Raw genomic sequence first — 13,752 nt, forward strand, 5'->3', positions numbered from 1 at the left:
GCAGGCCGCCAGAGCGATGAACTCGCGGCTTACCCGGAAGCGTTCAGGCAGTCGTGGCTTTACACGGAGCTGTACAGGGCGCGCAACTTCAAGCAGTGGATGAGCAAGGGTCTGTACCTGGGCACGCTGATGGTGGGCATCGAGCAGAAGCTGCTGGGCGGCAATGTGCCGTGGACGCTGCATCACCAGCATCGCGACCACGAGATGCTCAAGCCCGCTTCGCAGTGCAAGCCGATCGAGTATCCGAAGCCCGACGGCAAGCTCACGTTCGACCGGCTCTCCTCGGTGTTCATCTCGAACACGAACCACGAAGAGAACCAGCCTGCGCACCTGACGCTCAAGGACGCGAGCGTGCCCGTGAACGTGAACCTGCGCACCTACGCGGGCCCCGAAGCGCGCTTCTGCCCGGCCGCGGTGTACGAGTTCATGAAGAACGACGACGGCAGCGACCGCCTGCAGATCAACGCGCAGAACTGCGTGCACTGCAAGACCTGCGATATCAAGGACCCGACGCAGAACATCGTGTGGGTCACGCCCGAAGGTGGCGGCGGCCCGAACTATCCGAACATGTAAGCACCGACGGGAGATTTTCCGGGTTTTCCGGTGCGTGCCGTCGATACGGCTTGTCGCAGGCGAGGCGTAGTGCGCCTTCCCTGCCATTTTTTACGTCCGCGAATACCAGTAAATGCCATCGTCGCGCAGCTCGCGTTTCACCTCGCCGCGATATAGCAGGTAGTTCAGGCGCGCCAGGCTCTCGCCGGTTGCGAGGCTCACCTGCCCGAGATCGTCTTCGCCGATACGCCGCACGAACCGCGCACCGAACACATCCACGGTGCGGCGCGGTTCGGCGAGCGTGGCGCGCAGGCGCGCGAGGCTCTTGTCCTGCCCCTGGCGCAAACGCTCGATGCGCGCGTGCAGCCCCGTAAAAGCAGTCGTTATGCGAGGGGAGCACGAGCACGTCGTCGGGCACTTCGCGTTGCAGCTTGTCAAACGAGGTGTGCCACTGGGGCCATCGGGTCCGTGTCGGGCTCGATCGGATAGACCGAGACGTGTTACGAGATGCGTGGCAACCTCCTTTTGAAGGGGCAGAGCGCGTGACCCTGCGGCACAGCGCTGCGCTGCTGCACGCTTGTTTACTTTTGTTTCCGCTTGTTGCTTCTCGTTGCGGCCTGTTTCGCTTTGTTGCCGGATGACGACGCGCGATCGCGTAGCATCGCCACTCAACGTCGATATTTATTGCGCCGCAACAAAATGATGCCTACACTGATCAATGTCTGCCGGCTACCTCGACGCTTTCGCAAAGGAGGGCGTGACATGACGACTCGATCAAACACATTGCATGCATCTCTGAAGCTGCACGTCTTCGAACAGGAAGGAGGGTGGCATTGGGGCATCACCATCCCTCGCAGCGCGGGTAGCGGCTTCAAGCTCATCGCATACAGCGAAACGACCTTCAACGGCGAGAGCGAAGCGCTGCGCGATGGCAGCCGCGCGCTCGAAAATCTTCCGGAAGACGCCGCACTCGCGTTCGCACCCTGAAACGGCGCGCATCAACGACAAGCACGTTCACGAAGTCTCTTTACGGCACATGCAGTAGATGAACTTCTGCGTGGCGCCCCCCGGCGTGTGATGTTCCTCGCGCTCCTGTTTGAGCAGCGTGAAGGGCGCGCCAAATTCGGCGTGCAACGCATCGGCGCTATAGCGCATGACGGGCAGCCCGCTGCAATGGTCGGGGCCGTCCTCGGCGAATGTCGCCACGATCACGATGCCGCCCGGTTTCACGGCGCGCAGCACGGCGTTCACATAGGCTTCCCGGTCTTCGTGGCTCGTCAGGAAATGAAACACGGCGCGGTCGTGCCAAACGTCGTAAGCCCGCACGGGCAGTTCGATTTGCGTGATGTCGCCCACGATCCACGAAACGCGGCTTGCGCGTTCGCCCACTCGCGTTTCCAGGCGCATGCGGGCGGCGGCGAGCGCGGCGTCGGAAAGGTCCAGCACCGTGACGTTGCGATAGTCGTCCGCCACGAGGTCGTCGACGAGCGTCGAGGCCCCGCCGCCCACGTCGATGATGGCCGCGTTCTTCGACAAGCCCGTCTGACGAATGAGCGCCACCGACTGGAGGGCATGCTCCTGAAACCAGCTTACGTGGGTCGGCGTCTTTGTCGTGTAGACGCGATTCCAGTGATCCCGCGACTGCATAAAACCCTCCTGCCTCGTTACTCGTAAAGCTCGATGTCCGAAAGCGTTTACGCGCTCGCTTCCTTGGGCAGCGCGAGGACGCTCTCACATATTGTCACTAAAAATAGGTCTGCACGGCGCTCAGGACCCAGCGTGCGAGTCGTGCGGTCGATGTGAGGGAATCCGAGCCGAAGTGATGGCCGCCTGCGGCGCGTTTTTGGAGTGGATAGTTTTGTGCTTAAATCATGCCATTGTGATAAGAAAAGTTATCTTATCGGCGTGGTTTTTCAGACGCACTTGGAGCGCGTCGGGCGGTCGTGCCGAAAAGCGGGTGGCTTGCACGTCGCGGTTTTCGCGCAACTTGCAAGCGGATCAAGCACGCCGGAGTAAAGGCCGATTTCTCCGGCCCCGATTTTTGAAGGGTAGGGCGTGCGAAACCGGCGCCGGACCACACCTATCGCACGCCCTGCGCCTTACCCCAGCTTATTGGCCTGCTCCTTCGAAAGCAGGCGTTGAGCCTGCCGATCTCCGCGGTTGGCTTCCTGCGCGGTCTGCACCGATGTTTCGGTGGCTTCGGCCAATGCAGCGCGTGCGGCATTGCTGATCGTGACGGCATACGAAGCCGACGACGTCGAAGCCTGTGTCGTCGTACTGGACTGTGCCTGCGTCTTGCTGGCCGGTTGCGTAGCGGCAGTCGCCTGCTGGTTCTGTGCGCCGGTATTCGCTGCGGTTGCAGCAGCGGGTTGGCTAGAAACTGCCTGGATTGTCATCAGAAGGTCTCCAATAAAGAGAGAAAAAACCGAGAACTGCGCCCGGTTTATCGGAGCACCTTCCAAATACTTAAGAAGTATTTATTCTCTGAAAACGAATCAACTTAAGGCTCGCATAAGCTGCGGTTCGATTTGCGCCAGTGCCGTTCATAATGGTCCGACGATGTGCTTTAAAAGCTGATCAGGTCCGAGTTTTCTGACGCCCGGTGCCGTGGCGCGTCTGCCCATTGAAATCGCTGACAGTGTGTTCTGGAATGAAAGCCACTTTTATTCAGGCCCAAAGGCGTACCTTTGGCATCGCAAAAATAGGGTTCCACGTCGGGAATAGGGTTTAGATAAGGAGTTCATCAGAATTCAAAGATACCATCCTGCAAGTCTCTCAAGTTTCCCCTGGAAATCCATTTTGTTGCCACTCACGAACGACGTAACTCAGGACAACTGGTCCACATGGATCCTCCGGCAGCGTCATGGCGACGATCGCGCCCATGAGCACAATGTCCGTGCCGAGATCACAAAATACGCAGATCGTGTGCTGGATTACGTCCGCCTTCGCCCTGGCATGACATTGGCCGACATCGGCACGGGTGATGGTCTGGTCGGGTTTCGCGCGATTGAACGGGCCGGCGCCTCGATCCGGGTGCTCATGACCGATATTTCGGCTCCGTTGCTACGGCACACGGAAGAGAGCGCCCGAAGCCTGGGTGTGAGCGGGCAGTGTGCATTCATACACGGCTGCGCCGAGAATCTGGAAGGCATCGCCAATGAAGCGGTCAATGCCGCCACGATGCGCGCAGTTCTGGCGTATGTGGAAGACAAGCCCGCCGCAATGCGAGAGCTCTACCGCATCCTCAAACCGGGTGGCCGCTTCGCCATCGCCGAGCCGATTTTGCGCGACGAAGCGCTTGAGGTTTGCATGCTCAAGCAACTGGTCGATTCCCGTGCGTTCAACACGGAAGATCCCTTCTTCCCCTTGTTGCTCCGATGCCGGGCGGCGCAGTTCCCCGACACGGAGGAGAAGGCGCGCTCGCTGCCCATCACGAACTATGGTGAGCGCGACCTCGTGCGCTTCGCGATCGACGCGGGCTTCACTGACATTCATCTGGAATTGCACATCGAAGTGCGAACAGAAGACAGCCTGCCTTGGGAAACGTTTCTTCGTACCTCGCCCCACCCGTTGGCGCCCAGCCTGGAAGAGGTTTTCGAAAAAGAATTTACCCGCGATGAGCGCGCATATCTGGAAGTCAGGATGCGGGCGATTTTCGAAAGCGGAGCGCAACTCGGCGCTGAGCGCATCGCCTATCTGACGGCGAAGCGGCCGTAGCGATTGGACACGGACGCCTGCTTAAGGATTGCATAAGCGTTAACCCTGCAGAATGTGCCGCATGCCTGCCGCAACGCTACCAACGTGTGGCGTTTGCGTTCAGGTCCATGCTCGCGCATTCATGCTGCGCGGGATTGGCTCGAGGAGTCCATATTGTCCAGCCCGCAGTCTCGCGCGATGTATCCGCGCGTCTTTCACTTCAACATCCCGCATCGCGCGCGTGCCACGCTCGTCGCCGTTGTCTCGGGCACCGCACTGCTTGCCGGTTGCGCAAGCTACAAGGCGCAGCCATTGGCTACGGGTCCTTCGTTAACAACGCAGGATGCGCTCGCGCGGGTGCAGATCGATCCCGCGAAAATGCCGTTGCCCGAGCTTGCAGCGCATCGCTTCGATCCATCGAACGGCTTCGATATCGAGGACGTCGCGATGCTGGCCGTCGTCAACAATCCCGACCTGAAACTTGCCCGCGACGATCTCGGCATTGCGCAAGCGCAGGCGTTTTCGGCGGGACTCCTGCCGGATCCCCAAGTAAGCATCTCCAGCGACTATCCCGGCGCTGTTGGGTTGTCGCGCGCGTTCAGCTACGGCCTGAGCATGGACGTGATGGCGATTGTCACACGTGGCGCGAACACGAAGTCCGCCAACGCCACGGTTCGCAAGACCGACCTCGGTCTGCTCTGGCAGGAGTGGCAGGTTGTTGCGCAAGCGAAGCAACTGTATGTGAGAGCGCGCTTTCAGGATGAGGTGTTGCCGCTGCTCGAGCAGCAGACGGCGCTGGCCCGCATGCGTTATGAGCGCACCGCACACGCGGCAAGCGAGCACAACGTCACGGCGGACAGCGTCACCGCGTCGCTCACCGCCTACGAAGACGCCCGCAAGCAATACACCGACATGCAGCACGCGCGCGAGCAGACGCACCATGACCTCAATGCGCTGCTCGGCCTCGCGCCCGACACGACGCTCGCACTCACAGGCGACACGGCAGTCACGCCGATGCCCGATAGCACGCTCGACGCCGCCGTTGCGAAGCTGGCGCAGCGCCGTCCCGATCTGATCGCGCTGCAGGCAGGCTACGAGGCGCAGGAGCAGAAATACCGCGCCGCGATCCTCAACCAGTTCCCCAGTCTTTCGGTGGGCTTTACGCGCCAGCGCGACACTTCGGAAATCTACACGAGCGGTTTCGCGATCAACCTCACGCTGCCGGTCTTCAACCGCAATCGCGGCAATATCGCCATCGAGCAGGCCACGCGACGGCGTCTCGCTGACGAATACCAGACACGCCTGAACGCGGCTTACGCCGATATCGCCCACCTGCGTTCCGACAGCGAGATCGCCGCGCATCAACTCGATCAGGATGACGCTGCGCTGCCTGGGCTCGAGCGTGCCGCCGCGCAGGCGCGCGACGCCTACGCGGCGCGCAACATCGTGCTCGGCCAGTACGTCGACGCGCAAAGCGCAGCGCTCGCGCGCCACATCGATGCCGCCACCGCGCGCGAAGCGCTAGCGGAGCAGCGCATTGGCCTCCAGGCGCTGCTCGGCAGCGCGATTCCCGATCCTGATCAGACTCCGCCCGCGCGAGGCGCCACTGCTGAAAGCGCGCCCTCCAATACCATCGTTGCACGTTGATCTCCATGACTGAGCACCGCTTTCTTTCCGGCACGCGCACGCGTGTCGCCGTCTACGCACTCGGCGCGGCGGCCGCACTCGCCGCTGGTGCAACGCTTTTCGCGCCGCATGCAGCGCGCGCCGATGACGCCGGCGCTTCGGGCAGCACGCCTGCGCCATCCGCCGCCGTGCAGGTCGTGCACGTGGTGCGCCAGCCGGTCGCCCAAACTGTCGTCGCGTATGGCGCGGTTGCGTCTGCGGCCTCGAACGCAACGACCATCAGCCTGCCGTATCTCGCACGCGTCACGCGCGTGCTCGTCCAGCCCGGCCAGACCGTCGCGCAGGGCGCCGCGCTCTTCGTCGTGCAAGCCGATCCGAACGCCGTGATCGCCTATACGCAGGCACAAAGCGCAGCGACGCTCGCACGCGGCGAACTCGCGCGCACCGGCTCGCTCTTTCACGACGGTCTCGCCACGCAATCGCAGCTCGCCGCGGCGCAAAAAGCGCTTGACGACGCACAGCAGGCGCTCGCTGCGCAACAAGCGACGGGTATTGCACCGGGTTCGAAAACGATCACGGCACCGGTGGCCGGCGTCATCGCGCAGCTTGCCGCGGTACCTGGCGACCGGATCCAGGCGGGCACGGCGCTCGCCCAACTCGTGGCATCCAACGGTGCAGCGGGCAATGCCGCGAACATTTCGCTGGGCGTCGAGCCCGCCGACGCGCTCGCGCTGCGCGCCGGAGATCGTGTCGTGCTGCGCCCGCTGTCCGCCTCGCTCGGGTCGCAGCGTGCGCAGGGGCGCATCGTGCTCGTCGGCGCAGCCATCGACGCGCAGAGCCAGCTCGTGAACGTGAGTGCGAGCGTGCCGCTCGCGGGCGCTGCCTTCCTGCCAGGAACGCGCGTGCGGGCCGACATCGACACGCAGACCGGCACGTGGTGGAACGTGCCGCGCGCCTCGGTACTCCAGGACGCGAAGGGCAACTATGTGTTTCAAATCGCGCCGAACAACAAGGCGCACCGCGTCGACGTGAAGGTGAAAGTCGAGCATGGCGATACGTACGGTGTGGATGGCGCGCTCGACGCCTCGCGGCCGCTCGTCGTCGTCGGCAACTACGAACTCGAAGACGGCATGGCCGTGCGCGTGGCGCAAGGCGGCGCGCGATGACGTTCAGCCAGTGGATGCAGCGCCATCGCCGTTCGCTGCTGTTCGTGATCGCGCTTGCCGCGCTTGCCGGTGCGCTCACCGCGTTGCGTCTGCCGATCTCGCTCTTTCCCAACGTTTCCTTTCCGCGCGCCGTGATTTCGCTCGACGCGGGCGACCGTCCGGCCGAACAGATGGCGACGCTCGTCACCATGCCGGTGGAAGAAGCGTTGCGGCGCGTGCCGAACGTGCGCGACGTGGAATCCCGCACGAGCCGGGGCGCGGCGGAAATCTCCCTGAATTTCGACTGGGGCACAGACATGGCGCAAGCCACGTTGCAGGCGCAGTCGGCCATCGCCGAGATCCTCGCGACGCTGCCGCCCGGCACCACCATGCAGGTGCGCCGGATGGACCCCACGGTGTTTCCGGTACTCGCGTACAGCCTGACGTCGTCGCGCATGTCGCTCTCGCAACTCTACGACCTCGCCCAGTTCCAGTTGCGTCCGCTGCTTTCCTCCGTTGCGGGCGTGGCGCGCGTGGACGTGACGGGTGGGGCGCGCAACGAGCTCGAAGTTGCCGTCGATCCCGCGCGCCTCGCGACGTACAAGCTTTCGGTCGCCGATGTCTCGCGCGCGATCGGCGCGGGCAACGTGCTGATGGCCACCGGGCGCATCGAGGACCACGACAAGCTCTATCTCGTCGTGGCGAATTCGGCTTTCAGCGGGCTCGATACGCTGAAAAACGTGGTCGTCTCTTCCGCGGGCGCGACGCAGATCCGCCTGCGCGATGTGGCCACCGTCACCCAGGGGACCGTGCCGCAATGGATCCGTGTGACCGCCGATGGTCAGGACGCAGTGCTGATCAACGTCTACCAGCAGCCCGGCGCGAACAGCGTGGCGATGGCGCAGGCGATACGCGCACGCCTGAAGGACTTTGGCCCGCAGATGCCGCACGGCGTGACGCTCTCGAACTGGTATGACCAGAGCGAGCTCGTGATCGCCTCGGCCACCAGCGTGCGCGATGCCATCATGATCGGCGTGGTGCTCGCAGCGCTCACTCTTTTCGTATTTCTGCGCAACACGAAGATCACGCTCATCGCGGTGGCGCTCGTGCCCGTCGTAATGGCCGCGACCATTCTGCTGCTCGACGTGTTCGGCATGGGCTTCAACATCATGACGCTCGGCGGGATGGCGGCGGCGGTGGGCCTCGTGATCGACGATGCCATCGTGATGATCGAGCACATCGCGCGGCGCATGCGCGAAGCCGGCGCGCATGCGTTTCATGGCCGCGTGATGAGCGCGGCGCTCGAATTCACGCGGCCGCTCGCCGGCTCTTCCGCGGCAACGCTCATCATCTTCGTGCCGCTGGCGTTTCTCTCGGGCGTAACGGGCGCGTTCTTCAAGGCGCTTTCCGTGACGATGGCGAGCGCACTCTTTATATCGTTCCTCGTCACGTGGCTCGCGATCCCGATTCTCTGCGACCGCTGGCTCACGGCGAAAGATGCCGAGGAGCATCGCGAAACGCGCTTCGCCGCATGGCTCAACTGCACCTATGCGCGGCTCGTCTCGCGCGTGAGCGCGCGGCCCCTGTGGGTGCTCGCGCTCGTGGTTCCGCTTGCGCTGCTTTCGGCGCTCGCGTTCACGCGCGTCGGGAGCGGCTTCATGCCTTCGATGGACGAGGGCGGTTTCGTGCTCGACTATCACACGCAGCCGGGCACGTCGATCACCGAAACCGATCGCCTGATGCAACAAATCGAAGCGATCATTCGCGCGAACCCGAATGTGGCGACGTATTCACGCCGCACCGGTGCCGGACTTGGCGGCGACCTGAACGAGCCGAACAAGGGGGACTTCTTTGTGCGCCTGAAGTCGGGTAGCCGCGAACCGATCGACACGGTGATGGAGGAGATCCGTTCGCAGATCGAAACGAACGTGCCGGGTGTGAGCGTCGAGCTTGCGCAGTTGATGGAGGACCTGATCGGCGACCTCACGGCGGTTCCGCAGCCCGTGCAGATCAAGATCTACTCGGACGACTCTCATGTGCTCGACACGACCGCCCAACGTGTGGCCGCACGCATTGGCAAGATCAGCGGCATCGTCGATGTGAACGACGGCATCAATCCTGCCGGCGACGCCATCGATCTGCGCATACGCCCCGACGCCGCGGCTGCCGAGGGCATGGACCCGCAGGCAATCGCGCAGCAGGTCTCGGACCTGCTGGACGGCAACGTGGCCACGCAGTTCCAGAACGGCCCGAAGACGGTCGGCGTGCGCGTGCGTGCGCAAGGCGCGCTGCAAATGACGGACACCGAACTCGCTCGCCTGCCGTTGCGCGCACCGGATGGGCACGTATTCGCGCTTTCGCGCGTTGCCGACCCAGTGCACGTGAGCGGGCAACCCGAGATCAGTCGCGACAACCTCAAGCGCATGGTGGCGGTGACGGCGCGCATCGATGGGCGGGACCTCGGCTCGACGATCGCCGACGTGCAGCGCGCGCTTGCCGATCCCGCGCTCCTGCCGACGGGCGTCTACTACGAACTTGGCGGCTTGTACCAGCAACAGCAGATCGCCTTCAAGGGACTGCTCGCGGTGTTCGGCGCGGCCGTGGCGCTGGTGTTCGGCCTGCTGCTATTCCTCTACGAGCGCTTTCGCGTGGCGCTCGCCGTGATGGCGATGCCGCTGCTCGCCACGGGCGCTGTTTTCATCGGGCTGTGGGTGACGGGGATCGAGCTCAACATCTCCGCGATGATGGGCATGACGATGATCGTCGGTATCGTGACGGAGGTCGCGATCTTCTACGTTTCCGAGTTCCAGGGGCTCGTACGCGACGAGGGCGTGCCGCTCGAGGAGGCGTTGCAGGCCGCGGGCCGCAATCGCCTGCGGCCCATCGCGATGACGACCATCGCAGCCATTCTCGCGCTGCTGCCGCTTGCCTTCGCGCTCGGCCAGGGTTCCGCAATGCAGCAACCGCTCGCCGTCGCGATCATCTCGGGCTTGATCGTGCAGATGCCGCTCGTGCTGCTGGTGCTGCCTGTGCTGCTGCGCCTCCTGCTGCGGATAAAAGGGGGTAGGTGAGTGGCGGCAGATGGAGCGCGTTTGCAGACCTGGCGTTGCGAAGTCGTTTCCGCCGTATCGATTTCTCTTATCGGCGACCGGGTCTGCAAGCCGGTCTGCCAGCCCCCCACCGTGCACCGATGAATCGCGCCAAGCCTTGTCCAGCTTGGCGCCGCGCGGCTCATCGCGAGCCACGGACGTGCCTTGCGCGCGCTTTCTTGCCCACGGAACGCCTCTTGCCTGCCGTTAACCCGATGTAGTTTTCCGTTAGCACCGTTTCTATCTTGGCGAAAAACATTTCGTGCAGTACGACAGGAGGAGACGGCGATGAGCGGCAATGCAAGCGTAGGTGAAGGCGGGTATCAAGGAACGAAAACGGCAATCGACGGCAAGCCGACGCTCGGCGCTATCTTGCGCGCCGGCATAGCCGGCGGCTTGACGGGCGCGGTGATCATCTGGATTTACGAGGCGCTCATCTGGGTCGGCGCCCAGCATCTCATGCCGCTTGCGGGCATTCCCCGCAACGCGACCGGCCTCGTGTTCGGCAAAGGCGTACAGGACTCGCTCGGCATCTGGGCGTATTTCCTCGGGACTGCTATTCATTTCTTCTTCGCCATTGCGTGGGGCGTGCTGTTCGCCGCGGTCTGGCCGTATTTCCGCCGCCGTGGCTACGAGGCCACGTTCGTCGCGCTCTTTTACGCGATCCTGGCCTGGATCGTCATGCATGTGGCGATCAGCATCGCATCCGACAACCATCCGAATTACTACGACCCGGTCGTCATCATCGGCGGTTTCATGTCGCACTTTTGCTTCACCGTGCCGCTCGCACTCGTGGTCAAGCGCATGCTTGCGACCGACCGCGCACGCTGAAACCCTCAGCTCAGCGCCGAACTATCAAGAAGTCAACAACAGGGGAAAGTGACGATGTCGTTAAATAAAGGATTCCTTAGCTTGTCGGTGGCCACTGCGGCTGTCATCGCCAGTACGCCGGCAATGGCGCAATCGTCGGTGACGCTTTATGGCGTGCTGGACGTGTTCGCCGGCTACCAGAACACGAAAGTCGGCGGCAAGACCACGTCGCTCGCCGTGCTCGGCAATAACGGCTTGATGACGAGCCGTTGGGGCTTGCGCGGCACGGAGGACATAGGCGGCGGATACCGCGTGAACTTCGCGCTGGAGAGCGGCTTCGATCCGGGTACGGGCAAGTTGCAGAACAGCTATCGGTTCTTCGATCGCCAGGCGTGGGTCGGTGTGGGCGGTGGCTTCGGCGAGGTGCGCTTCGGCCGGCAGAACACGCCGATGTTCGCCTGGAGCGGCAATATGGACGCCTTCAGCGCGGCGACCTACGCCTCGGGCTACAACAATTTCGCGAACTGGCTGGCGCGCGTCGACAACGATATTGCGTGGATCTCGCCCAAGTTCGTGGGGACCCAGGTCGAGCTGCATTATTCGGTGGGCGGCCAGCCGGGCACGCTCGCGGGCAACGCCGTGTATCAGGCCGGGGTGCAGACCACCCAGGGCCCGGTTTATCTCGCGCTTGCCTATTTGAACGCGGCAAATGCGACAGCGTCCAACCGTGTGCAGGAATTCATGGCGGGCGGCAATCTGGACTACGGGTGGGGGCGCATCTACGTCGGCTATTTCCGCGCCAACGACGTCATTTCCGCGACCACGGGCAATGCGCTCAGCAACCCGGCGGGCAAATACGATCCGACGGTCGGGCCGGTCGGCAATACGGCAGGTGACTGGCACAGCACGTATTCGCTTTCGGCCGACTACCGCTTCACGCCGTTCTTCAGCGTGGGTGCCGGCGCCGCCTACACCAAGGACAGCACGCATCTCGGCAACGACGCCCTGCAGTATGGGGCGATCGTCAACTACGATCTCTCGAAGGGCACGCGGCTTTACGGCACGGTTTCCGAATTGAAGAACTACGGCACCGCCCAGTTCAAGATGGCGGGCGCCAGCATTACGACGGGTTCGTTCCTGACGCCGGGACCCGGTCAGAGCGAATTCGGGGTGCAGGTCGGTATCCGGCATCTGTTCTAGCGTTTGAGCGAGCACAAGAAAGTCATGCTTAACGCATGAACCTCCACGCCATCACTTCGTAGCCATCGGACATTGGACTACGATCATGACTGCACGGGCGACGTCGTCGCTATTTCGAATCCGTTCACGGTGGCTCACCGTGTATCGAAATATGCAAACCTTGCAGAGGAAGACGGACTCGCCGCGCGCCCGTTGACTGAAAGGAGGGCGCCCGGCGAGCCGGCACATTTCCGGTTGTCGATGGAGGAACCATGAAAGCACTGGTCTACAACGGTCCGGGCAAGTTCGCACTCGAAACGCGGCCAATGCCCGCCTTGCAAGGACCCGGCGACGCCGTCGTCAAGATCTCGAAGACGACGATCTGCGGCACCGATCTCCACATTCTCAAGGGCGACGTGCCGAGTTGCGAGCCGGGCCGCATTCTCGGCCACGAAGGCGTGGGCGTCGTTCACGAAATCGGCAGTGGCGTCTCGACGCTGAAAGTCGGTGATCACGTGCTCGTCTCGTGCATCTCGAGTTGCGGACAATGCGAGTACTGCCGGCGCGGCATGTATTCGCACTGCAAGACGGGCGGCTGGATTCTCGGTAATCGCATCGACGGCACGCAGGCCGAATACGTGCGTACGCCGCACGCGCAAACGAGCCTGTACCGGATTCCCGACGGCCTCGACGAGGCCGCGCTCGTGATGCTCTCGGACATCTTGCCGACGGGCTTCGAATGCGGCGTGCTCAACGGCAAGGTCGAGCCCGGCAGCACGGTGGCCATTGTGGGCTCCGGGCCGATCGGGCTGGCCGCGCTCCTGACCGCGCAGTTTTATTCACCCGCGCAGATCATCATGATCGATATGGACCCCAATCGTCTGGAATGCGCGAAGAAATTCGGCGCGACGGCGTGCATCGATCCGCGCACGGGCGATGCCGTGGATGCGGTGATGAAGCTCACGGATGGCGTGGGCGTGGATTGCGCGATGGAGGCCGTTGGCGTGCCTGCGACGTTTGAACTATGCCAGCAGATCGTGGCGCCGGGCGGCGTGATTGCGAACATCGGCGTGCACGGCGTGCCGGCGTCGCTTTTCCTCGACAAGCTCTGGGACCGCAACGTGGCGATCACGACGCGTCTCGTCGACACGGTGAGCACACCCATGTTGCTCAAAACCGTGCGCGCCGGACGGATCGATCCGAACCGGCTGATCACGCATCGGTTTGCGTTCGACAACATGCCCAAGGCGTATGAGACGTTCTCGCAGGCGGCCAGCACGCAGGCGTTGAAAGTCATTGTCGAGATGTGATGCTTACTGATTACTGATGTTTGCGAACATCGAAAAAACGTCGATAATTTATCTTATGTAAAATTGTTAGGCCCGCCGCCAATGATGCGCGGCGCATCGCCGCTTGATTATTTCCTGCCTGTTGATTCTGTCTTTCTTCGGCCCGCCATTTCAGAATCTTACGGCGGGCCGTAATACATGCATTTACCATGCTCGATTTGTTTGGCGACGTGATTATAACGTCTGACGATATCACGGCATGGGTGCATGCCGTCGCTCCCGCCTTCTGTTCCAGTGAGCGCGCCATGGCGCTCTACATCCGCCAGTGGGACGTGGTTGATAAAATCCGCCGCGCCAAACTGTCAG

The 13,752-nt window shown here is 62.8% G+C and carries 12 protein-coding genes; 9 read left to right on the forward strand and 3 right to left on the reverse strand.

Going from position 1 to position 13,752, the window contains the following annotated elements:
- On the forward strand, positions 1-573 hold a 573-nt coding region (locus tag M3A49_RS40565; RefSeq protein ID WP_266233786.1), incomplete at its 5' end, for a 4Fe-4S dicluster domain-containing protein.
- Between the two features lie 90 nt (positions 574-663).
- Here M3A49_RS40565 and M3A49_RS42565 read toward each other — a convergent pair.
- On the reverse strand, positions 664-897 hold the full coding sequence (locus M3A49_RS42565) for a hypothetical protein (protein WP_323183565.1): 234 nt from the start codon (positions 895-897) through the stop codon (positions 664-666).
- Between the two features lie 417 nt (positions 898-1,314).
- Between M3A49_RS42565 and M3A49_RS40575 the strand changes: the two genes are divergently transcribed.
- A complete protein-coding gene (locus M3A49_RS40575) occupies positions 1,315-1,539 on the forward strand; it encodes a hypothetical protein (RefSeq protein ID WP_266233787.1) in 225 nt (74 codons plus the stop codon).
- 27 nt (positions 1,540-1,566) lie between these two features.
- Here the strand turns inward: M3A49_RS40575 and M3A49_RS40580 are convergent, their stop codons facing one another.
- Positions 1,567-2,199 carry a class I SAM-dependent methyltransferase gene (locus M3A49_RS40580; protein ID WP_266233788.1) on the reverse strand — a complete coding sequence of 211 codons (633 nt, stop codon included), beginning with the start codon at positions 2,197-2,199 and terminating at the stop codon, positions 1,567-1,569.
- A gap of 452 nt (positions 2,200-2,651) precedes the next feature.
- The gene (locus M3A49_RS40585; RefSeq protein WP_266233789.1) at positions 2,652-2,948 is read right to left on the reverse strand and encodes a hypothetical protein; all 297 of its coding nucleotides are present in this window, start codon (positions 2,946-2,948) and stop codon (positions 2,652-2,654) included.
- A gap of 406 nt (positions 2,949-3,354) precedes the next feature.
- Between M3A49_RS40585 and M3A49_RS40590 the strand changes: the two genes are divergently transcribed.
- From M3A49_RS40590 to M3A49_RS40620, 7 genes are all read left to right on the forward strand, one after another.
- Positions 3,355-4,269, forward strand: a complete 915-nt coding sequence (locus M3A49_RS40590; RefSeq protein WP_266233790.1) for a class I SAM-dependent methyltransferase — start codon at positions 3,355-3,357, stop codon at positions 4,267-4,269.
- Between the two features lie 153 nt (positions 4,270-4,422).
- Entirely contained in the window at positions 4,423-5,895 is a 1,473-nt protein-coding gene (locus M3A49_RS40595; RefSeq protein ID WP_266233791.1) for a TolC family protein, read from the forward strand.
- A 5-nt stretch (positions 5,896-5,900) separates the two neighbouring features.
- A complete protein-coding gene (locus M3A49_RS40600; protein WP_266233792.1) occupies positions 5,901-7,040 on the forward strand; it encodes an efflux RND transporter periplasmic adaptor subunit in 1,140 nt (379 codons plus the stop codon).
- Positions 7,037-10,090 carry an efflux RND transporter permease subunit gene (locus M3A49_RS40605; RefSeq protein WP_266233793.1) on the forward strand — a complete coding sequence of 1,018 codons (3,054 nt, stop codon included), beginning with the start codon at positions 7,037-7,039 and terminating at the stop codon, positions 10,088-10,090. Before M3A49_RS40600 ends, M3A49_RS40605 begins: the two co-directional genes overlap by 4 nt.
- 306 nt (positions 10,091-10,396) lie before the next feature.
- Positions 10,397-10,939, forward strand: a complete 543-nt coding sequence (locus tag M3A49_RS40610; RefSeq protein WP_028207888.1) for a hypothetical protein — start codon at positions 10,397-10,399, stop codon at positions 10,937-10,939.
- An 87-nt stretch (positions 10,940-11,026) separates the two neighbouring features.
- The gene (locus tag M3A49_RS40615; protein WP_266233795.1) at positions 11,027-12,118 is read left to right on the forward strand and encodes a porin; all 1,092 of its coding nucleotides are present in this window, start codon (positions 11,027-11,029) and stop codon (positions 12,116-12,118) included.
- A 251-nt stretch (positions 12,119-12,369) separates the two neighbouring features.
- Positions 12,370-13,407 (forward strand): zinc-dependent alcohol dehydrogenase family protein, encoded by a 1,038-nt coding sequence (locus tag M3A49_RS40620; protein ID WP_266233794.1) that lies wholly within the window; start codon positions 12,370-12,372, stop codon positions 13,405-13,407.
- Positions 13,408-13,752: the final 345 nt, after the last annotated feature.

Source organism: Paraburkholderia sp. CNPSo 3076 (assembly GCF_026343935.1).
In the GTDB taxonomy this organism is placed as follows: domain Bacteria; phylum Pseudomonadota; class Gammaproteobacteria; order Burkholderiales; family Burkholderiaceae; genus Paraburkholderia; species Paraburkholderia nodosa.

Coding starts and splice junctions, on each gene's coding strand:
- M3A49_RS40585 (WP_266233789.1), bottom strand. CDS start 2,948: ATGACAATCCAGGCAGTTTCTAGCCAACCCGCTGCTGCAACCGCAGCG.
- M3A49_RS40620 (WP_266233794.1), top strand. CDS start 12,370: ATGAAAGCACTGGTCTACAACGGTCCGGGCAAGTTCGCACTCGAAACG.
- M3A49_RS40580 (WP_266233788.1), bottom strand. CDS start 2,199: ATGCAGTCGCGGGATCACTGGAATCGCGTCTACACGACAAAGACGCCG.
- M3A49_RS40575 (WP_266233787.1), top strand. CDS start 1,315: ATGACGACTCGATCAAACACATTGCATGCATCTCTGAAGCTGCACGTC.
- M3A49_RS40605 (WP_266233793.1), top strand. CDS start 7,037: ATGACGTTCAGCCAGTGGATGCAGCGCCATCGCCGTTCGCTGCTGTTC.
- M3A49_RS40610 (WP_028207888.1), top strand. CDS start 10,397: ATGAGCGGCAATGCAAGCGTAGGTGAAGGCGGGTATCAAGGAACGAAA.
- M3A49_RS40600 (WP_266233792.1), top strand. CDS start 5,901: ATGACTGAGCACCGCTTTCTTTCCGGCACGCGCACGCGTGTCGCCGTC.